The following is a 19147-nucleotide window of genomic DNA, read 5'->3' as shown; positions in this document are numbered from 1 at the left end:
GCAGCCTACGCACGGCGGCCTGCTACATATCAGGTTCACCTGCATCTGCGATACTCCATTTTACCTCGGCCAATCGGATGGTTGCGCGAAAACCCCGCAGAACCGCCCATTGTGCTGGGATTACCGGTCCATTAATCTGGCAACCGAACCTAATTTTCCAGAGACAACGCTTGGACAATGCCATGGCCGATCCTTATTTTCAGCAGCTGTTCGCCGACCGCATCGGGGGTGCCGACTACGGTAAAGGCACCGAGATTTACAAGTTCGAGAAGATCAAGCGGGCCAAGCGACAAGCCTTGGCCGATCATCCCGAGCGGGCGCTGCTCGACTTCGGCATCGGCGAAAACGACTCCATGGCTCCGGCCAACGTGCGTCAGGTGATGGCCGACGAAATCAATAAGCCCGAAAACCGCGGCTATGCCGACAACGGGGTGATTGAGTTCAAGCAGGCCGTCGCCCGATTCATGCATCGCGAGTTCGGCGTCGAGCTCGATGCAGCAACCGAAGTAAATCACGCGATCGGGTCGAAGCCCGCCTACGCGATGCTACCGGCCGCGTTCATCAACCCAGGCGACGTCACCCTGATGACCGTGCCCGGTTACCCAGTGGCCGGCACCCACACTCGCTACTACGGCGGCATTGTCCACAAGCTGCCACTGCTGGCAGAGAACAACTTTTTCCCCGACCTCGATGGCATCTCGCCCGACATCCTGGCCAAGGCCAAGCTGCTGGTGATCAACTATCCCAACAGCCCGACCGGCAAGACAGCCACCACCGAGTTCTACGAAAAGGTCGTGGAGTTCGCCAAGCAGCACCAAATTGTCGTCGTGCAGGACGCAGCCCACTCGATGCTATCGTTCGACCATCCACCGACCAGCTTCCTGTCGGTGCCCGGCGCCAAAGAGGTCGGCGTCGAAGTCCACAGCATGTCGAAAGGCTTCGACATGATCGGTTGGCGTCTCGGCTGGGTCTGTGGTCATCCGCTCATCGTGCAGGCGTTTGCCGACGTGAAGGACAACAGCGACTCCGGTCAGTTCATCGCCATCCAGAAAGCAGCTGCCGCGGCGTTGGACGATGCTTCGATTCCTCAGCAAACTCGCGAAAAGTACCGTCGCCGGATGACGAAGCTGGTCGAGGTACTCAAGCGTTGTGGATTCGAATGCTCCATGCCCGGCGGCACTTACTTCCTGTACACACCGGCTCCTAAGGGGCTGGCCGATGGCACCACCTTCGAAAACGGCGAAGCCGCCAGTCAGTACCTGATCCGCGAGCAGTCGATCTGCACCGTGCCTTGGGACGACGCCGGCCCGTACTTGCGGTTCAGCGTGACCTACGTCGCTGCCGACGAAGCAGCCGAAGACGCCCTGATGGCGGAAACCGAAGCCCGTCTCAAGTCGCTGGCACCCGTGTTTTAACCTCCTATTTTTGGGCCCGAACACCGAACTTCACCGGTTTCCGGGCTGTCCTAAGCAATTATCGGGTGTAAGCGTCACAATTGTGGGCAGTTTGCTTAAGCTGCGTACTTTTGCCAGTAGTCTTCCCAGCAGCCGCGTTGGCTGAGGTAGAGGGCGCGGAGGTGGCACACGGCGTTTGAGCCGTGCTGGCTCCAGCGCATGCCGCTTTGCTTCAAGCGCCCCGCCACGACGGTTTTGCACGCGCTCTCGACCGGGCCGCTGCCGATCTGCCAGCCGTGGGCCACGTAGCGGGGGTAGTTCATCTTGTGCTGGTGGTTTTGGAAGTATCGCAGGCAGGTCGTATAAGCTTCGCGTTGAGCGGAAGACCAGTTGGTCTTCTCCAGCGACTGCAACATCCACACGATGCTCAAGCCTCCTTGGTGCTTCAGCCGGTGACACCACGATGCCAACTGAGCAGTGCGATGCTCCTCGTCGTCCGGATAGAGCGACTGGCTTAATTCCACCAGGTACTCACTCGCGTGCCAGAAGTCGAGGATCCGCTCCGCACGCGGGAAGTGCACTCGCAAGAACTCTTCTAAACCAGCACCGCCATCCGAGATCGCGATCTGCTGCTCTGCCTCGTCCCACCCAACCGCGGCGGCTTGGCGACGCAGTTGCCGCCCAAGTTCCGGGAGTTCATAAAACCCCGATAAATACCGCACCGAATGCGGGTCGGGCGAGCGAGCATCCTGCTCGCTGTTTATGTTGTAAATCATGCCGACGTACGCCATGCGGCCCTCGGCCTGCGCGCCACGAGGGCCTTGCTGTCGCACGCCTGTGGCGTCGAGACTCACGTACGCGCACGTCTTGCCATGCGCATCGCGTTGCCAGGCGAACGGCTCTGTGTTGCCAAACGTCTCGCCTTCGGCGAGTAACGTTTGGAGACGCTCGCCAGCGTCTTCGGTGACTCGTTCGACGGTCGACTCGCTGACTTTCAGTCCACACAGTTTACGAAGTGTCACTTCGCTCGACTGAGCGAAGCTCGTTTGCACGCCGGCGATGCTCACCACCTGGGCCGCGGCCGGACTAAACTTTCGCTTGCCGAGTCCCAACGTTTTGTCCCGCGGAAACAATCCGTGACGGCACCGGCGGCAGTGGTAGTAGTGACGCCTCACTTGCAGTGGGCCGAGCAGGCTATCGACCCACCGCGAGCGAACGTTCACGCAGCGGGCGTCGCCATTGCAGGTCGGGCAGACGCAGCTAGCTTTCTCGTACCCGTCCCTTTTTTTGTCGCTCGTTGGCGACTGTTTCCAAGGCCTTGGCTCCGAGTGCATGCACTCGGTCGCGGAGGTCGAACTCCGTCTGCCCAAACAGATTCGAGTCGTCCTTGCCAGCGAGCGCCTTCGCGATCCGCCGGCGTTCCTGCTCGAAGCAATCTCCCAGCAGCTCGTAAACTCGCTGCTCCTCTTCGTTTAGCTCGATTGGCTCACGCGGCGAATAGGCCATGATCATCTCCTGGCGTGTGGCAAAATAGGAAGAGTCACCCGGCACAATATATTAGAACCGATTTCATGCCTACTTTCGAGACGCTTACACAATTATCGGCCCCCACGCGGTTAGCGATTGCCACCACCCCGGGTGGCTGCTACGATAAGGGGCCACTTACGGGGCGTGGCGCAGCCTGGTAGCGCGACTGCTTTGGGAGCAGTAGGTCGCACGTTCGAATCGTGTCGCCCCGATTTGTGTTAAGTCCATACTGACCGCCGGCCTGGTGCATCGCCTGGCCGGCGGTTTTTGTTTGGTGCTCTGCTGCTGGCTTAACTCCTTTCTCTCTGGCCTCCTACTTTCGGGACCAGATTATCTGCAACGCTGCGGGCGCTCGCCCCCAGGACAAGTCCCACTCTGCCAGCAACTCGCTTCGACGGGCCAGGCAACGGTATCCCCGCCTCCCCTGCTCTGGAGACACGCTTGCTCCCGAGCAGTTTCCCACTGCCGTGCAAATAGATTCCCAACGCCCCAGATAGATTCCCAATTTACCCACCGATGGGAAAATTGAATCTGCACGCACTCTACAAAACCAGTGGTTTTCACCCCCAAATAGATTCCCATTTCCCAAAACGCATCGAGTGGGAATCTATTTTCCCGGCGGGAATCAATCGCAAGTCGTTTGTTAGCAATGAGTTGCATCAACACCTCCAGGATAGTTGCCCAGAATAGATTCCCACCCATGGGAAACTATTCTGGGGAGGAGACACGATTGGGGATTTGGGATTGCGGAATGCGGAATTCGAATATGTCATCTTGAAGGAGCTTCCGGCGACTGAAAGATCTAGCCTACCGCTTCAGCTGAAAGCCTACAGCTTTGACACGCGCGCAGCAGCGAACCCAACACAAGGGCCATCGCGGTCAGAGACCGCTCCTACAGCGCGCTTGCGTGGTCGATGGTTTCAGTGGATTTCATGTTCACTCGGTTACATCTCTCCACCCTCCAACAACGGACTACTGACCACCAACAACGGATCACACGAACTGTCCATTAGAACACCACGGGTGGCCAATTCCCAGCGAAAAGTGGTGAGAATCCAAGCACCAAATTTCACCCTCCCGCTTGCGGCCAATAAAGAGACACGGGTCGGGCTATCAGGCCCGGGGAGGGTAGCACCAGAGAACGGCACGAGAATCGAGCCAACATGGCAGAGACGCCGATCCCGCAGAGCAACTGGCTAGCACCGACAGCTGGGCGCACCACGCATGGCCACTTCGCAGAACGCACCACGCCCAGTTGTCGGTGGGCGAAGTCCAAGAGGCTATCCCATCCGTGATAAGCCGTGTTCATCCGTGGCTAGAAACCGCTATCCACATCCTAGTCCATGCACTGCCGCGATCCGTAGCCGGGATTCGTTGGCTGCTCAGTTCTTCGAGTATCGTGACGCCCCGCACCAAGCATCCAATACACTGCTGGTCATTGGGTAACGTGGCGACTCATCATCTAGCCGTTGCTACTGCCATGCGATCTGGAAAGGCCGTCCGCGACAAGTCAGCAGTGGCACCAAAAAAAGAATGGCTAACAGTGCCACGCTGCCGTGTTTATAAACGTTGGCAGAGGGTGCTTTTGGTCCAAGTGGCGATCCCCTGCCAGCCCCGCCGAACTGGGCACCTTACGGTTCGGTGGGGTCTTTTCAGAACAGACAGGGAGGCCGACAGGTCTCCCTATTCAGAGCCCGTCACATCTTCGGATGTGGCGGGTTTTTTAGTTTGAACCGGCCTTGTTGACTAACTCCACTCGAACTGTGGAAGCCCGAGTTGGGTGAATTGATTGATGATTTTACAGCGCAAGCGGGCTTCCGTTTGTTGGTTTTCGAATACTCGGTTTTTGAGATGGCTCCCAAAGCTTTGTTTCACTCGGTACATGGTCGTTTCCGCCAAGCTTCTACGATGATAGCCCACTTCCTCTTTCCAACTCCTACGCCCCTTGCGTCGAATCTGACGAATTGCCTCGTCCCGGGGCAAAGGCTCCTCCGCAGAGTTGCCATGTTGTTTGATCTTGGCGTTGTGCTGCGGCGGAATCACCGGCTCAATGCCTTCGGATTCCAGCCCTTCATAAACCTTCCACTTGTCGTAACTACCGTCGCCGTGAAACTTTTTTACGGGCTGCTCCACCTGCTCCAGCATTTCGGGAACCGCATCGGCATCGTGGCAACTGTTCTCGGTCAAAATCTCCGCCACAATCTCGCGGGTGTCAGGATTCACCGACAAATGCAGCTTCCGCCATGTCCGCCGCTTCGACTTGCCATGCGTCCGCATCTTCCATTCGCCCTCGCCAAACACTTTCATGCCGGTGCTATCCACCACGATATCGATGTCGCCCCTCTTGTTAGCGATATCGAGCGAAACATTCAGCTTGCTGGCTCGCTTGGCGAGCGAAGAATAATTGGGAATCGCTGCCTCGACGCCCAACATCGCCACCAGCGAGCGGCCGAATCCCTCAGTCTGCCGATAGGGAAGTTTCAGCAGTTCGCGAATCGTCAGCAAGCACTCGATCGCCGTATCGCTGAAGACAAAAGGGCGACCGACTTTTGTCTGGTCGTTAGGATGTTCCCAGTTCTCCAACGCCTCGTCGCTAAACCAAATAGTGATGTTTCCACGCTCGATGAGCGACTTGTTATACTCCTTCCAGTTCGTGACTTTGTAGGTTCGTTTTTCTTTCGTAGCCATGTTCGATCTCCGTAAAAAAGGTACGTGGTTCCATTCCACGTTAGTTTTTACGGAGGTTTGTGACTAATTGTTCAACAAGGCCGTTTGAACCACACAATGCTTCGGTGTTATCGTTCAGCGGTTTCGCTTCTGTGAGCCGTGTTGCAGTCGTCACTGGCGAGGCTTTCTGTATGGCATCACTATGGACGCAACTCCTAATTCTGTACGCTAGTCCCACTAGGTTACTGCAACACTCTCTCAACCCAAGCTTCCGCACATACTATCACGAGGGTTCCTTCAATGGCTGATTGCAGCTCAAGGCGGAGCAGCCTCTCTGTGGACGCATCAAGATCTAACCGGTCTACTCGTAACGAGAAAAGCACATCTGGGAAAGTGACTAACTGTAATTGCTGCAATGCAATATCAGAGAAACGCAACTCGACGAAACATGCCCTCTCTTGAACGAAATGCCCCGTGTGATCCTTGTATTTCTTTGTGTCAAATAACTGCACACCAATTGTCAACATTGACGTACCATCTTCGCCTCGCGATAGCCGCAACTCATCGAGCGTGGCATCGTGAAAGTCCGGCCAACTTCCAACTACCTCTTCGACGAGTTCTTTGTTCCTTAGTGGTATCATCCGTGCGTCTCCTTAATTGCAAATCCCCCACTAGACTAGCATATTACTGGCTTTACGTCCTAGCTGCGCACTTTGCACACACTGTCAGCTGGATACAATCATTCGCCACCGCGAGGAGGAGGAGGGTCGCCTGGCTTCGGTGGCCTCGGTGGTCCGCGATCATCGTGCGTTGGCGGCCCGCCGCCTTCTGGCCTTCCCCAATCATGTGAATGATCTTCCTCTCCATCATGGGCGGTGTCTCTATCTGTTTCTGGATACCCATCCTCCCCATACGTGCGTGACTGCCCCCTGCCCCTTAGTGTATCACCCGGTGGCCCCCTAAAAGGGGGAGAAATCACATCTTCGAAGTTGTCTGTTCCACCGTCCCCCTCCCCGGCCCCTGTCCCTACTGATGGATTCACTGGTCGTGTTGGTTGTACTGGGCACCACCACTCTCCAATTGCTTTTCCAAATCCCCACTTCTCTTCAGCCCGCCTACCGCACCAGTAGCCAGCCGCGGGCCCAGCCACACAGGCAGTACCAGCAATGACCACTGGAGCGGCGGCTGCCGCACCAGCACAGCCACAACCCGTTGCCAGTGCGGTGCCACCTCCGCCTATCACCAAGGCAGCCTGTCCTGAAGGGTCCGTTGAGATTACAGGATTCCCACCGACATATTGATAAAGATTTAGCCCATCCAAATACTCCAGCCGGTCATTTGTCAGGAACCTGCCGAGTTGAGGATGGTAAACTCTCAGCCGGTACTGATACAGCCCCGTCTCGGGATCGATTCTCCTTCCGGTATACAGAAATCTATGGGAATCTTTGTCAAGCGTGGTTTCTTAGGGGATCATCATTTTCTCCTATTGTCGGATGTTTTATTTCGTTGAACCAAGACCGCTGGGGTATGCGAGTCATCGGACCTGCCGTCCGTGCTCAAACATCTATGCGGTGATCACCCGCTACTCCGTTGGCAAGTGTCCCATAAAAACGTCGGCGAAGAATGTCCCATTCACTCGTGCGCCGATCGGAGTCGCTCTCCGCCGGCATTCTCTATATCGAGATCATCCTGGCTTACGGTCGGTTCGTTCGTGGATGGCTACTTGGCCGCGGCAAACTGGTAGGCTCGTCCGTCGCGGAGCATGGCGTGGACGACCAAGAGCAGTCGCCGGGCAATCGCACAGGTCGCCTTTTTCTTGCCGGTGCGTTGGCTTAATCGCTCGAAGGTCGTCCGCCAGCGGCTGCTCGATTGCTTGACCCGGTGGGCCAGTTGAATCATCGCCCACCGCAACAGCGGCGAGCCCGCTTTGGTGATGCCCAAGGCCTTGCGGTGGCCATCGCTTTCGCGGAACCCGGGCGACAGTCCCGCAAAGGCGACCACCGCATCGCCGCTAGTAAACCGTCGCCAGTCGCCCAACTCGGCCAGTAGCACGTTGATGGTCACCGGACCTGCGCCGGGAAGCGTGGCCAACACCTCGCGGGCTTCGCGTTCGGCCAGCGGTGCCCGCTCGGCGAACTCACGCAACCGGCAATCGACGTTCGCCAAGTGGTGCCGGGCCTGGTCGAGGTCTTCCAACAGGTCGTCAACGAGCCACCGTTCTTCGTCGAGAAATTGAAACTGTCTGAGGGCCTTCCGCCCGATGCGAGTGAACAGGTCGCGGCGGTCGGCGTTGTAACGGGTCAATAGCGCGCGAATCGTGGTCTTGATCGAGGTGATGCGATTCTGCACCTTCTGCCGTCGGCGGATCAGCGAGCGATGTTGCCGCACGCGGGGCGTGGCTCGCCACGCTTCGGGGATCATGTTGTGAGCCAGAAAGTCGGCCAGCGTCTGGGCATCGATCTTGTCGCTCTTGCGAGTGCTGTCGGCGATGACGCGGAGTTTATGGGGGTGGGCGATCACCACCCGCCGGGCCAGCGGTTCGGCCAGGGCCGCAAACCAGTCGTAGCCGATGGTCGCCTCGACGGTGATGCAAAACTCCCCGAGCGAGGCGAGGAACTCGCCGATCTGATCGGGCTCGTCGCAGCGTAGTCGCTTTCGCTGGACGACTCGCGTGGAGTGGTCGTGCCATTCGACCACGCACAGGCTAACGGTCTTCTTATGCAAATCGGCACCAACGTACTTCATGGGAATCTCCTTGCGTCGGGGTGAGACGGGCGAATAACCGTCCGTCGGTGTACCACGCCCCGGTGCACGCGACAACGCACGCAACGGGCTGATTCCCATGTTTTCACTCGTTATCGATGTCGCTGCCGTCGGTGTCGACATCCCATTCGGTGGTGTCATCGAGTACCGTTACCACTGTTCATCGTTGTAGAAGTGACGCAGCTCTCCTCCACCGCCAGTTTCGTTCCGAACAATCCGGCGATGGAACCCCGTTCTGGAGCTACGACTTAACGTCCCGCCTTCCACTCTCCTGGCGGACGGTCTAGCTATTTCACTTGACCGCGGAGATGGGCGATGATCTCGGCCGTACTGGTGGGAGCGGCATCGCTAGAGGTTGGCGTGTCGGACACTGGAGCGGTGGCTGGTTTGCCGGCTCCTCCACCGCGAAGCTGCGCGATGATGTCAGCCGTGCTGCTCGGCGTATCGGTCGCGGGCGAGGCGGGCGTTACCGGCGCGGGGGCAGCGGCGGCGCTGCTCGTGGTTTCGCCCCGCAGGTGGGCAATGATGGCGGCCGTGTTGGTCGGCAGGCCTGCGACGTCTGGCACGTCGGACACTGGTGCGGTGGCCGGTTTGCCGGCTCCTCCGCCGCGAAGCTGGGCGATGATGTCGGACGTGCTGCTGGGTGGGCCTGCCGAAGCGGCTGGCTTTGGCGACGGGGCCGACTTGGCTTGCGGCGCGCTTCCGCCTCGCAGTTGAGCGATGATGTCGGCGGTGCCTTTGGGTTTATCCGCGGGCGGCGCTGGTTTGGCGGGCGTGGCCTGCCCGCCACCTCCGCCACGGAGTTGTGCGAGGATGTCGGAAGTCGATGGCTTGCCAGCAGGCTTGGCCGGCGCATCGGACTTCTTCTTGGCTCCTTGCTGACGCAGTTGTTCGATCGGCGACAGGCCTTCGCTCTTCTTCGCGGGAGCCGACTTCTTGGCTCCTTGCTGACGGAGTTGCTCGATCGGCGACAAGCCTTCGCTCTTCTTCGCGGGAGCCGACTTGCCGGCACCCTTCTGGCGCAGTTGCTCAAGCGGTGAGAGTCCCCCGCCGGCTGGCTTCTTGGCCGCGGCTGGTTTGTCCTTCTTGGCACCTTGCTGACGCAGCTGCTCGAGCGGCGAAAGTTTGGCGGCTGGCTTCTTCGCTCCGGCGGCCGGAGCCGCTTTCTTGGCAGCCGGCTTCGGCGGGTCGAGTTCGGCGGGCCGCTCCACCACTTTGAGGAGTGCGGGGTCCAGATCGTACCAACCGATGTTGCCGTGGTAGCCATACCACTCCACCAGCGCCCGACCGTTCATGTTGACGGTCTTCACCTGCCCGACGAGCCCAGCAAAGCGGGCGTACTCGGGGGGCGAACTAGCCAACGAGACATACTTGTCGGTAAGTTCGCTACGGGTCTGTTCGATAGTGCCAGCGGTCATGCCGATTGTCCATTCGCGAGATCGAAAAGTAAGCAGCTATTTTCGCCTGTTCCCTGGGTGGCTGACAAGTGTGGCAACCGGTCGGTCGCGGGAGTAGAATGTGCGTAAACAGAGCGTTTTTGCCGTGGGGTGCCCCCTCGGTTGGACGCATTTTTTCTTATTCACCTGGGATTTGTCGAGTCATGAAAAAGATCCTCTTGCTAGCACTGGCGGTCGTCCTCGCGCAACTTTGCGACAACTCTAACGCCGATGAGTACCTCAACGGCATCAAATGGCAGGAACCTGCCAAGGTGACACCGGGCGAAGAGAACAGCGATGCTCCTTCGGACGCGGTGGTGCTGTTCGATGGCAAGAGCCTCGACGCCTGGGACAACGGCGACAAGTGGCTGGTGGAAGACGGGGTGGCCACGGTTCGCAATGGCGGCATCCGCACCAAGGAAAAGTTTGGCGATTGCCAACTGCACATCGAATGGTCGTCGCCGAATCCTCCCAGCGGCGAAGGTCAGGGCTGCGGCAACAGCGGCGTGTTCCTGATGGACACCTACGAGATCCAAGTGCTCGACTCGTACACCACCAAGACCTACCACGACGGCCAGGCCGGCGCGATCTACAAGCAGACTCCTCCTGCGGTAAACGCGACCCGCAAGCCCGGTGAGTGGAACACCTACGACATCTTCTGGACCTGCCCTCGATTCGATGAAGATGGCGAATTGGTCTCGCCCGCCTATATTACGGTAGTGCACAACGGCGTTTTGATTCATAATCACTTCGCTTTGCTGGGCGACACCCCTTACCACCGCCCGCCAGAGTACAAGCCGATGGGCGAAAAGGGTGCGATCTCGCTTCAAGATCACGGCAACCCAGTTCGCTATCGCAACATCTGGATCCGTGAATTCAAACCAGCCGAAGGCGAACAAGTTCGCGAACCCTTCCTGAAAAACGGCGACAATGAAACGCCGGTCAGCGAAGTCTACGGCAACAACAAATGAGCGCACATGGCTAAGTCGAACAACCTCACTCTCTGGGTGTTCCTTCTACTCGGTGCTGCGGCGATCGTACTCTACCTACGATTGCCGCGGCTGCCGGCTGGGTCGCCAACCATTCCCCTGCCCACACCGCTACCAACGGTAAAGGTGGAAGGCTGGACCAACACTTCCTCGCCCCCCAAGGCTGCTGACCTGAAAGGCAAGTGGGTGCTGGTGGATTGCTGGGCGACCTGGTGCGGGCCGTGCCGGGCGGCGATGCCCGAACTCGCTGCGTTCCGCAAACGGCACCCCGAAGTGGTGGTGCTCGGCATCACCAACGACACCTCAGTCGACCTGCCGGAAATCGAAGGCGTGGTCAACTCGGTCGAGGGTTTCGACTGGCCGGTAGCGTACGGAGCCGATGAGTACTTCTACGAGTACGGCATTGACGCCATTCCGGCGCTCATGCTTTACGACCCCAACGGCAAGCTGGCGATCTCCAAAGTGCACTCGCTGGCAAAGATCGAGCAGCTGGTAGCCAGCGAGCAGTAACGCTACTGCGGTACTTCTTCGCGAATGTACTTCACAGTCGGCTTGCCACTTTTGCCGACTGGCAAAGCCATCAAGTAATCGGAAGCGTAAAACAGCTTCTCGCCGCGACGCTCGGGGACCTGAAAGCTATCCCCTTTCTGCATGATAGTCCGCGCGAGCGGCATGCCGCCGAAGCTTCGCGAGCCAGCCGACTCGATCGGGAACCACTGCCCGGTGCCTTCGGCGTCTTCCATGTAGAACTCCGCGTAGCAATGCTGGTCGACCCAGACCACGCGAGCCGGGATGTCGTTCGCCCGGCACAACGCGATGAACAGCGCACTGCGGCCGAAGCAGTCGGCCTTACCGTCGCGCAAGGTGTTGGCCGCGCTCTTGTCGGGGCCTTCGGAGTACTTGATGTTCTCGAGCATGTAGTCGTACAGATGCTCGATCCGCCGCCAGTCGGTAACCTCGCCATCTTCGGTCGACAGGTCGTCGGTCTCGCGCCATAGCTCGCCAGCGAGGGAACGAATCTTGCCGTCGCGAGATTCGATCATCGGGCTCGAGGTCAGGTACTTCCGTACCTTGCGGTCAGGGCGTTTGGGGATCACCAGGTCGACGGTGTCTTCGTCTTCCGGCGGCTCGATCGTGTTAGTGGTGACTTCGTAGGTTTGGATCGCCGTGGCGGTTTCGCCGGCGCCGAGATACGGAATGGTGATTAGCATCTGCTGCGCACCGCCATCGAGGTCGCGGACCTTCACCTTGTCGACATGGCGGCTGAAGTCCTCGGAGACCAGCCTGACCGATTGCTCCGCGCACTCAAACGGCACCGCGACCATCGCGCGGATGTCTTTGCACGCGCCGCGAACAGCGGTGATTTCGGCACCTACGCGAAACTGCACGGTAACCTTCTCGCCGACCCGCTCGGGATCGATGCCCGACTCCTCGGCCGACGAATCGAGCAACTGCGCGCTGGCCGAATGGCAGCACAACAGTAAAAGGAGCAGGCAGGGCAGGGGAGTGGTCTTCGCCATTTGCGGAATCATCGAATCTCTCAGCTGGGCTCGTCGCAGAAGGAAACAGTTACCTATACGTTCCATTCTACGTCCCTTCGCCCCGCGAGTCGAAAAAGTCGCCGCGTAAAAATCGAACCACCCCGCCCGGAATCCGACGTTCAGGATGGCGTCGGAAGCCCGAGCGGGGCGGTTATGTCGGCGGAGATGCCCGGTGGTGGGCAAATCCGCGGGAGTCGGGCCGCCAGCATTATGGCGGGAGAGTCCGGCAGCCCAACTAGTTATACGCTTCGTAATTAGGGGGTAGGACCAGGATCGCTGGTGCCCCACGTTTCGTCGTCGGTTTGGATCTCGCCCAGGTACTCGTTCGGGGCAACGTTGATCCCAAACGGAGCGTTGCAGCCGCAGTCGCCAGCGTAACCGGCCGACGTTGTCGTACCGCAACAATCGTTGCAAGTCTCGCAGCAAGGATCGCAAACCACGGTCGGGCAAGGGCAGCAAGGCATCGCCTGAGGCTGTACCACCCGAGGTTGAACGTAGGTTGGCGGACGAACCACTTGCGGGTTCGTAACCACCATGTTGGGCGTTGCCACCGGAGCCGAAACCGATCCGAACAACGGAGCCTTCGAGCCGCAATAAGCGCCCGGGCAGAGGGTGCCGCGAATTCGGCGCAGGCAGCCGCAACCGGTCAGACTCGTGGCAAACAGCGCAACGGTAAGCAGCAGGGCAATGCGTTTCATGGCGAGGGTCACTCCTTTTCCAAACTGGGTAACTACCTGGCTCAATCTCCAGGAGCGTGCGTGGTGCAGAACCAGTTGGGTTCGAGGGGGGGAGTCCACCGAAGTGGACCGCAGGGGGGATCTTGGGGCGGGGCGCGCTCACACCAACTGGCTGTGAGTTGTCGAGGCTACATAGCTCAACCGATGTGGCGTCAAGCAAACGTACAACACAGCCTATGTGGTGCAAACGAAACGGTTGATTTTTTTCAACATCGCTCTCCGTTCGCTGCAGTACAATGCACCTACGCAGCAGAATCGCTGCAACCGTCACAACCCGGCGCCGTATGCCGCAATTGGCATATCGCGCATGGACAGAAGTACTTATTCGTTCGTACCTTGCAACAAATCGGGTGGCGAGGCTTAGGCTTAGTTTCCGATGGTTATAGGGTCTGTGCAATCGTTCAACTCCCCACCCCACCTTGCCTCCATGCGCGCCGCCCTCCCCCTCCGCACGCCACTGCTGGCCTTGACCGTTTGGTTGCTGCTGGCCAGTAGTTCTCTGGTGCAGGCTGCCTGCGCTTGGACCGAACGTGGCGACGAGATTTTCGAAATCAACGTTCGGGCCGCCGGCTGCTCGACCGACCCCGCGCGCGTTTCGCAAGCGATTCGTGTTCAGCAGTTCGTCGCGACTAACGAGTATGGTCACCATCAGTGGCTGCCTGGCGATATGTCGCAAGTGACCACCGCGCCGGACGATGGTCGCATCACCATCGTTTACGTGCATGGCAACAAGGTCGATCCCTGCATGGCGCGCGATCGTGGATTGCAGGTCTATCGCACGCTGGTGGGTCGCGATACCGAGCATCGCCCGATCCGCTTCATTATCTTCTCGTGGCCCTCGACCGAAGTGAATGGCATTCTCAACGACTATCGGGTGAAAGCCTCTCGCACCCAACCGGTCGGTTGGCAACTCGGCTACGTGCTGAACCAGCTCTCGCCGGAGAGTCCGATCAGCCTGCTTGGCTACAGCTACGGGTGCCGCGTGATCGGCGGGGCCACCCACGTGCTGGCCGGCGGCGACATCGGCGGCCACTCGCTGGCGGGCCAACCGCTCGCGAATCACGCTCCGATGCGAGTCGCGTTTATTGCTGCAGCAACCCACTCGGGATGGTTCAGTTCGACCGGCTACCATCGCCAGGCGCTCGACCAGATCGACGGAGTGATGCTGCTCAACAATCGCTTGGATCCGGCGATGCGGCTGTATCATATGGTCGAGAAGTGCAGCGATCCTCAGGCGATGGGGCTGTGTGGTCCGCAGTATCTTTCCGCCGACCAGCGGATGAAAATCTGCAACTACGACTGCACCAGTCGCGTTGGCCGCTCGCACGATCTGTTTAAGTACATCGCGAACGGCGGAACGATGTCGATTATGTGGAATCATCTCACCTACTCCGATTGATCGATTTCCTGTTTCCTCGAGCCAGCACTGGCCGCGTTGCCAGGCGAGTCTATGTCGAACCGCCAAGCCTATTACTGCGGCCAGTGGATCGCCGAACACCAGCTGTCGATCCCGGTGGGTGACCTCGGCTTTTCGATGGGTATCACCGCCACCGAGCGACTGCGGACGTTCGGCGGGCAGCTGTTTCGGGAGCACGAGCATCTGCGACGCATGGGGCACTCGCTCGACATCATTGGGTTGCCGGCCGAGTCGCTCGTGGCCGAGCTCACTCGCGCGATCGAAGAGTACGTGCCTCGCCATGCAGCGCAGATCACCCCCGGCGACGACTGGGCGGTCGTCGCGTTCGTTACGCCTGGCAGTGGTTCGGGTCCGACGGTCGCAGTGCATGGATTGCCGATTGGGTTTGGGGAATGGGCCGATCAGTTTGAGTCGGGAGTTTCGTTGTATGTGAGCGATCACCGACAGGTGCCGCCGAATTGCTGGCCTGCGGAGCTGAAGTGTCGCAGCCGGATGCATTACTACCTGGCCGACCAGCAGGCCCGCCGCCGCGAGGCTCGCGCCCGCGCGCTGTTGCTCGACCAGCAAGGCTTTGTCGGCGAGGGCTCCACGGCCAACGTGGCCATCTACCACCAGCAAACTGGCATCGCGACCCCCAAGAGCACCAAGGTGCTGCCTGGCGTGAGCGTCGCGGTGCTGGCCGAACTGGCTGCCGCAGCAGGCATCGCGTTCACCGAACGCGACATCACGCTCGACGAGTTCCTGGCCGCCGATGAAGTCTGGCTCACCAGCACGTCGATCTGCATGCTGCCGGTCGTTGCGGTCGACAACCATCCGATCGGCTCCGGCACGCCCGGCCCGGTTTACCAGCGGCTGCTGGCCGACTGGAGCACGCTGGTAGGGGTCGACATTGCCGAGCAAGCCCGCACGTTTGCGGTTCGCAGCTCCTAGGTCCGCCGCAACTGCCAGCCAGGGCAGGGTGGCCGTTGTTCAACAGGGCGATGGCGCCTATGCTTCATGCATGGCACGTGTCGTCCTGGCAATGAGCGGTGGAGTCGACTCGAGCGTGGCAGCCCATCTGCTTCTGGAAGCGGGCCACCACGTGATCGGTGTCTTCATGCGCCATGGGCATCAAAGCCCCGCGGTTTGCGACCTGGGAGACGCGCCGGCTTCAGCGGAGCTGCCGATCGTGCGGCTCGACCACAAGCAAGGCTGCTGCACCGCGGCCGATGCCGAAGACGCCCGCCGCGTGGCCGATCGCCTGCAGATTCCATTTTACGCGATCGATCTGAACGCCGAGTTCGGGCAGATCATGGACTACTTTGCGGCCGAGTACGCTGCGGGTCGTACGCCGAATCCTTGCGTGCAGTGCAACAACTGGATCAAGTTCGGCAAGCTGTTCGACTACGCCGACTCGGTGGGAGCCGAGTACGTGGCCACGGGGCACTACGCCCGACTGCAAACTATCGACGGCCAGCCGGCCCTCGTCCGCGGCATCGACGACGCAAAGGATCAGTCGTACGTGCTGTTCGGCATCCAGCGACCTTACCTGCAGCGGATGATGCTGCCGGTCGGCGAGTATCGTAAGCCAGCGATTCGCGAGCTGGCGACCGAAGTCGGCATGAACGTCGCCGACAAGAAAGACAGCCAGGAAATCTGCTTCGTGACGAGCGGCCGCTACGACGAGTTTGTCCGCCATCGCCGCGAGGGAGAGTCGGTGCCCGGCGACATGGTCACCACGTCGGGCGAGGTGGTCGGCACCCACCAAGGGATCGAAGGATTCACCGTGGGCCAGCGCAAGGGGCTCGGCGTCGCACTCGGCGAACGAAAATTCGTGGTTCGCATCGAGCCCGATACCCATCGCGTGGTGCTCGGCGATCGCAACGAACTCGGCCGCGCCGAGCTGACCGCTAGCGAGTGCAACTGGCTGACCGAAGTGCCAGTGGCCGAACCGCAGCGGGGGCTGGCCCAGATTCGCTACAACGCCCCGGCCGCGCCGGCCCGGTTCACCCGACTCGAAGGGGATCGCTTGCAGGTGACGTTCGACGAGCCACAGTTTGCAGTCGCTCCGGGCCAGGCGGTGGTCTGCTACGACGGCCCCCGCGTCGTCGGCGGCGGCTGGATCGACTAACCCCCTGCCCTCTCCCCGCGATGCAGGTTCCGCGCTGCTGGCAAGCTTGCTGACGCACGAGCGTTTTGCCCCCCAAACCGGAAAACGCGATCGTGGGGGCAATTCTTACGACGATTGCATTCTCAGTAACCTGCTTCGCTACAAGCACTTACCGATTTCGGCGTTGACGTAAGTAGGTTTCAATTGCCCCCACCCTGGGGGCACTATCCCCCGCGCTCGCAGGCGAGCCCATCTACGTGCTGCGGATTGCCTTCGTTAGAACGAATTGTCAAAGATCACGCATGAACACCAGTCCACTGCACTATTAGACCAGCGCCCACGGCGATTTCAACAACGATTTTTGGCCGTTTTCGGCGGGAAACTCGACGTTTTGGCGTTGACCATTCGTAAAGAAACGAGCCCCGAAGAAAGGGGCCTTCGGGGCTCGTCAGAGGTTATCGTCGATAGACCGCCAGCAGCCCCACGCCGAGCAGTGCAGCAATCACAACCGAAGAGGGTTCGGGCACCACGGTGAAGTTCAGACTGAACGCTCCCGAATCGAGGATTCCGGTGGTTCCTGAATTCAAATCAGTGAGCATGAAAGTGGCCGTGTAGTCGCCGATCGATGCATCGGCTTCGGTCCAGAAAGTAGGGTCGAAGCGGAACGTTTCCCCATCGCCCAGTACGAAGGTGTCGGACGACTCGAACAGGTCGATCGTATCGGTGTTGCCGACGTGCAGTCCGGGAGTGATATCGAGCAGCGTGATCGCGATCTCGGCGCCGACCAAGTCGCCTGAATAGCGTCCCACGGTGTCGCTCGCGCCATCAGGCCCGCCGATCTTGCCACGATTGCCATACCGCATCCAGTACTCGGCTTCGGTGGGGGTATAGCCATCAAGTTCGTGAACGGTTCCCATTCGCAAGTCGCTGTAATGCCCTTCCTCGCCGGTGGCTTCGGAAGTGTCGTCGTAGATATAGCTCGTGAGCTTGCCCGCATAGAGACCACTATCGGCTTCGCGAAGCTCAAGACCAGGAAAACCGGTATAGAGTTCTGGAATCACGTTGTCGGGATTCGAAGACAGCACCGTAGGGCTTTCGGCCGCACCGCTGTAGAAGTAGTTGCTACGGCCATGGTAGTGATTGGCTTGTACCGGCAAAGGAGACTGGACCCAGTGGGCGTAGAGGAACGTTAGCCGGTTGTAGTTGGGGTTTTCGAGCCCTACGTAGGTATTGTCAGCGTGCTCGTAGTAGTTGATGGTTGGATGAGCATCTAAGCCAATGTAGTAGGTCAAACGCTCAGCACGAGCGGTTTGGTCGAGGCCGAAGATGGCCAACAGCAAGAAAGCAGCAATGAAACGTCGCATGAGACAACTCCAAGAAATAAAACCAAAGAAGAAACACTGTTCGGGGAACAACAAACTAGTACGTCTTTCCTGAAATCCATTCCGCTGCTATATGCTGCGGAATGAAAAAGCACATTGTTTGCCTGGACCACCAGGCCCGTGGAGGTTTGGAGCAGCTAGCACGCTCAGGCGCCCGCGCGGCGCAAGTGGTGCGTCGCTGCCAGATATTATTGAAATCGGACTCGGGATGCACCGACGAAGAGATCGCCGAGCATGTGGGCTGCACGACGCGCAACGTCCGAGCCGTCCGAAAGCGGTTCTGCGAAGAGGGCGTCCAGCGGGCGGTGTACGATGCGCCTCGCTCGGGCCGCCCCCCAGAGTTCACCAAGCGGCAGCAGCAACAGGTAATCGCCCTGGCGTGCAGCGAGCCGCCCGAGGGACGGGCTCGCTGGACGCTGGAATTGTTGTGCGAGCACGCGGTGAAGGAAGGCTTCGTCGATTCGCTCAGCGTGACGGAGGTCTCGCTGTGGCTCAAGGAACACGACCTGAAGCCGTGGCGAAAAAAACTTGGTGCGTGCCCAAGCTGAACGACGAGTTCTGTGAGCGGATGGAGGACGTCCTCGAGCAGTACGAGAAGCCGCTCGACCCGAACGAGCCGGTCGTCTGCCTCGACGAGCAGCCCTATCAGAGGGTCGACGACGCGCGGCCGCCCGAGCCCGCGGCACCCGGCAAGATCGCGAAGCAGGACTACGAGTACCGCCGCTGCGGAACCTGCAGCGTGTTCGTGGCGGTCGAGCCGAAGGCGGGCAAGCGATTCGTTCAGGCCAAGCGTCACCGCAAGCGAGCCGACTTCGCCCGGTTCGTCCGCGACCTCTTGAAGCGCTATCCCGACGCAGAGCGGGTTCATCTGGTGATGGACAACCTCAACACGCACAACGAGAAGTCGTTGATCGAAACCTTTGGCGAGGAGGCGGCTCGGCCAATGCTGGAGCGGATTGTGTGGCATTTTACCCCCAAGCATGCCAGTTGGCTCAACATGGCCGAGATCGAAATCTCGGCCATACAGCGACAATGCCTGGGACGTCGGTTGGCTTCGCTCGACAAGGTTCAAAGCGAACTCTCCCACTGTTCACGCGACCGCAATCGGAAGAAAATCAAAATCAATTGGACCTTCCATCGAAAAGACGCCAAACGCGTCTTCCCTGAACTCTATAGGAAATGACTTCCGGGACGACGTACTAGAA

Annotated in this window: 17 protein-coding genes, 1 tRNA gene and 1 pseudogene; 9 read left to right on the top strand and 10 right to left on the bottom strand. The window is 59.5% G+C overall.

Annotated features, from left to right (window positions below; all coding sequences use genetic code 11):
• Nucleotides 1-182 precede the first annotated feature (182 nt).
• Complete coding sequence (locus tag Pan181_RS23455; RefSeq protein WP_145250961.1) at nucleotides 183-1415, top strand: LL-diaminopimelate aminotransferase; 1233 nt, start codon at nucleotides 183-185, stop codon at nucleotides 1413-1415.
• Nucleotides 1416-1510: 95 nt separating this feature from the next.
• Here the strand turns inward: Pan181_RS23455 and Pan181_RS23450 are convergent, their stop codons facing one another.
• Both Pan181_RS23450 and Pan181_RS23445 read right to left on the bottom strand, forming a co-directional pair.
• Nucleotides 1511-2617 (bottom strand): ISKra4 family transposase, encoded by a 1107-nt coding sequence (locus Pan181_RS23450; RefSeq protein WP_231943638.1) that lies wholly within the window; start codon nucleotides 2615-2617, stop codon nucleotides 1511-1513.
• Between the two features lie 37 nt (nucleotides 2618-2654).
• The gene (locus Pan181_RS23445; protein WP_145246355.1) at nucleotides 2655-2900 is read right to left on the bottom strand and encodes a hypothetical protein; all 246 of its coding nucleotides are present in this window, start codon (nucleotides 2898-2900) and stop codon (nucleotides 2655-2657) included.
• A gap of 159 nt (nucleotides 2901-3059) precedes the next feature.
• Between Pan181_RS23445 and Pan181_RS23440 the strand changes: the two genes are divergently transcribed.
• A tRNA-Pro gene (locus Pan181_RS23440) sits at nucleotides 3060-3133 on the top strand.
• A gap of 1534 nt (nucleotides 3134-4667) precedes the next feature.
• On the opposite strand, the gene Pan181_RS23435 is transcribed toward Pan181_RS23440, so the two are convergent.
• The 5 genes and pseudogenes from Pan181_RS23435 to Pan181_RS23415 all read right to left on the bottom strand — a co-directional run bounded on the left by Pan181_RS23435 (nucleotide 4668) and on the right by Pan181_RS23415 (nucleotide 9769).
• On the bottom strand, nucleotides 4668-5609 hold the full coding sequence (locus Pan181_RS23435; protein ID WP_145244898.1) for an IS5 family transposase: 942 nt from the start codon (nucleotides 5607-5609) through the stop codon (nucleotides 4668-4670).
• A gap of 221 nt (nucleotides 5610-5830) precedes the next feature.
• The gene (locus Pan181_RS23430) at nucleotides 5831-6229 is read right to left on the bottom strand and encodes a hypothetical protein (RefSeq protein WP_145250958.1); all 399 of its coding nucleotides are present in this window, start codon (nucleotides 6227-6229) and stop codon (nucleotides 5831-5833) included.
• Nucleotides 6230-6327: 98 nt separating this feature from the next.
• A pseudogene (locus Pan181_RS27090) lies at nucleotides 6328-7020 on the bottom strand (RHS repeat-associated core domain-containing protein); the annotation flags it as partial.
• A 287-nt stretch (nucleotides 7021-7307) separates the two neighbouring features.
• Nucleotides 7308-8333: an IS110 family RNA-guided transposase gene (locus Pan181_RS23420; protein WP_197528511.1), complete on the bottom strand. Its 1026-nt coding sequence runs from the start codon at nucleotides 8331-8333 to the stop codon at nucleotides 7308-7310.
• 305 nt (nucleotides 8334-8638) lie between these two features.
• On the bottom strand, nucleotides 8639-9769 hold the full coding sequence (locus Pan181_RS23415) for a hypothetical protein (protein WP_145250952.1): 1131 nt from the start codon (nucleotides 9767-9769) through the stop codon (nucleotides 8639-8641).
• A 182-nt stretch (nucleotides 9770-9951) separates the two neighbouring features.
• On the opposite strand from Pan181_RS23415, the gene Pan181_RS23410 reads away from it, so the two are divergent.
• Together Pan181_RS23410 and Pan181_RS23405 are read left to right on the top strand one after the other, a co-directional pair.
• Complete coding sequence (locus Pan181_RS23410) at nucleotides 9952-10758, top strand: 3-keto-disaccharide hydrolase (protein ID WP_145250949.1); 807 nt, start codon at nucleotides 9952-9954, stop codon at nucleotides 10756-10758.
• A 6-nt stretch (nucleotides 10759-10764) separates the two neighbouring features.
• Complete coding sequence (locus Pan181_RS23405) at nucleotides 10765-11286, top strand: TlpA family protein disulfide reductase (protein WP_145250946.1); 522 nt, start codon at nucleotides 10765-10767, stop codon at nucleotides 11284-11286.
• A 2-nt stretch (nucleotides 11287-11288) separates the two neighbouring features.
• Here Pan181_RS23405 and Pan181_RS26360 read toward each other — a convergent pair whose 3' ends face one another.
• Complete coding sequence (locus Pan181_RS26360; protein ID WP_197528635.1) at nucleotides 11289-12308, bottom strand: transglutaminase-like domain-containing protein; 1020 nt, start codon at nucleotides 12306-12308, stop codon at nucleotides 11289-11291.
• A gap of 263 nt (nucleotides 12309-12571) precedes the next feature.
• The gene (locus Pan181_RS26355) at nucleotides 12572-13015 is read right to left on the bottom strand and encodes a hypothetical protein (protein WP_197528634.1); all 444 of its coding nucleotides are present in this window, start codon (nucleotides 13013-13015) and stop codon (nucleotides 12572-12574) included.
• Nucleotides 13016-13481: 466 nt separating this feature from the next.
• On the opposite strand from Pan181_RS26355, the gene Pan181_RS26350 reads away from it, so the two are divergent.
• The 3 genes from Pan181_RS26350 to mnmA all read left to right on the top strand — a co-directional run bounded on the left by Pan181_RS26350 (nucleotide 13482) and on the right by mnmA (nucleotide 16581).
• The gene (locus Pan181_RS26350; RefSeq protein WP_197528633.1) at nucleotides 13482-14453 is read left to right on the top strand and encodes a hypothetical protein; all 972 of its coding nucleotides are present in this window, start codon (nucleotides 13482-13484) and stop codon (nucleotides 14451-14453) included.
• 51 nt (nucleotides 14454-14504) lie between these two features.
• Nucleotides 14505-15401: an aminotransferase class IV gene (locus tag Pan181_RS23395; protein ID WP_145250940.1), complete on the top strand. Its 897-nt coding sequence runs from the start codon at nucleotides 14505-14507 to the stop codon at nucleotides 15399-15401.
• 70 nt (nucleotides 15402-15471) lie between these two features.
• Nucleotides 15472-16581 (top strand): tRNA 2-thiouridine(34) synthase MnmA, encoded by a 1110-nt coding sequence (gene mnmA, locus Pan181_RS23390; RefSeq protein ID WP_145250937.1) that lies wholly within the window; start codon nucleotides 15472-15474, stop codon nucleotides 16579-16581.
• A 434-nt stretch (nucleotides 16582-17015) separates the two neighbouring features.
• Here the strand turns inward: mnmA and Pan181_RS23385 are convergent, their stop codons facing one another.
• Complete coding sequence (locus Pan181_RS23385) at nucleotides 17016-17924, bottom strand: all3515 family Zur-repressed PEP-CTERM protein (protein WP_145250934.1); 909 nt, start codon at nucleotides 17922-17924, stop codon at nucleotides 17016-17018.
• 101 nt (nucleotides 17925-18025) lie between these two features.
• Between Pan181_RS23385 and Pan181_RS23380 the strand changes: the two genes are divergently transcribed.
• Entirely contained in the window at nucleotides 18026-18490 is a 465-nt protein-coding gene (locus Pan181_RS23380; RefSeq protein ID WP_145244956.1) for a helix-turn-helix domain-containing protein, read from the top strand.
• Nucleotides 18478-19125, top strand: a complete 648-nt coding sequence (locus Pan181_RS23375; RefSeq protein WP_145244957.1) for an IS630 family transposase — start codon at nucleotides 18478-18480, stop codon at nucleotides 19123-19125. The genes Pan181_RS23380 and Pan181_RS23375 overlap by 13 nt, the downstream gene beginning before the upstream one ends.
• Nucleotides 19126-19147: the final 22 nt, after the last annotated feature.

The sequence above is a fragment of the Aeoliella mucimassa genome (genome assembly GCF_007748035.1).
Lineage (GTDB): Bacteria > Planctomycetota > Planctomycetia > Pirellulales > Lacipirellulaceae > Aeoliella > Aeoliella mucimassa.
The sequence above is the reverse complement of the archived record's forward strand: the minus strand, read 5'-3'. Positions and strand labels throughout refer to the sequence as shown.

Excerpts from the sequence above, each read along its gene's own strand:
- Pan181_RS23455 (WP_145250961.1), top strand. The coding sequence starts at position 183 with ATGGCCGATCCTTATTTTCAGCAGCTGTTCGCCGACCGCATCGGGGGT.
- Pan181_RS23445 (WP_145246355.1), bottom strand. The coding sequence starts at position 2,900 with ATGGCCTATTCGCCGCGTGAGCCAATCGAGCTAAACGAAGAGGAGCAG.
- Pan181_RS23435 (WP_145244898.1), bottom strand. The coding sequence starts at position 5,609 with ATGGCTACGAAAGAAAAACGAACCTACAAAGTCACGAACTGGAAGGAG.
- Pan181_RS23430 (WP_145250958.1), bottom strand. The coding sequence starts at position 6,229 with ATGATACCACTAAGGAACAAAGAACTCGTCGAAGAGGTAGTTGGAAGT.
- Pan181_RS23420 (WP_197528511.1), bottom strand. The coding sequence starts at position 8,333 with ATGAAGTACGTTGGTGCCGATTTGCATAAGAAGACCGTTAGCCTGTGC.
- Pan181_RS23415 (WP_145250952.1), bottom strand. The coding sequence starts at position 9,769 with ATGACCGCTGGCACTATCGAACAGACCCGTAGCGAACTTACCGACAAG.
- Pan181_RS23410 (WP_145250949.1), top strand. The coding sequence starts at position 9,952 with ATGAAAAAGATCCTCTTGCTAGCACTGGCGGTCGTCCTCGCGCAACTT.
- Pan181_RS23405 (WP_145250946.1), top strand. The coding sequence starts at position 10,765 with ATGGCTAAGTCGAACAACCTCACTCTCTGGGTGTTCCTTCTACTCGGT.
- Pan181_RS26360 (WP_197528635.1), bottom strand. The coding sequence starts at position 12,308 with ATGATTCCGCAAATGGCGAAGACCACTCCCCTGCCCTGCCTGCTCCTT.
- Pan181_RS26355 (WP_197528634.1), bottom strand. The coding sequence starts at position 13,015 with ATGAAACGCATTGCCCTGCTGCTTACCGTTGCGCTGTTTGCCACGAGT.
- Pan181_RS26350 (WP_197528633.1), top strand. The coding sequence starts at position 13,482 with ATGCGCGCCGCCCTCCCCCTCCGCACGCCACTGCTGGCCTTGACCGTT.
- Pan181_RS23395 (WP_145250940.1), top strand. The coding sequence starts at position 14,505 with ATGTCGAACCGCCAAGCCTATTACTGCGGCCAGTGGATCGCCGAACAC.
- mnmA (WP_145250937.1), top strand. The coding sequence starts at position 15,472 with ATGGCACGTGTCGTCCTGGCAATGAGCGGTGGAGTCGACTCGAGCGTG.
- Pan181_RS23385 (WP_145250934.1), bottom strand. The coding sequence starts at position 17,924 with ATGCGACGTTTCATTGCTGCTTTCTTGCTGTTGGCCATCTTCGGCCTC.
- Pan181_RS23380 (WP_145244956.1), top strand. The coding sequence starts at position 18,026 with ATGAAAAAGCACATTGTTTGCCTGGACCACCAGGCCCGTGGAGGTTTG.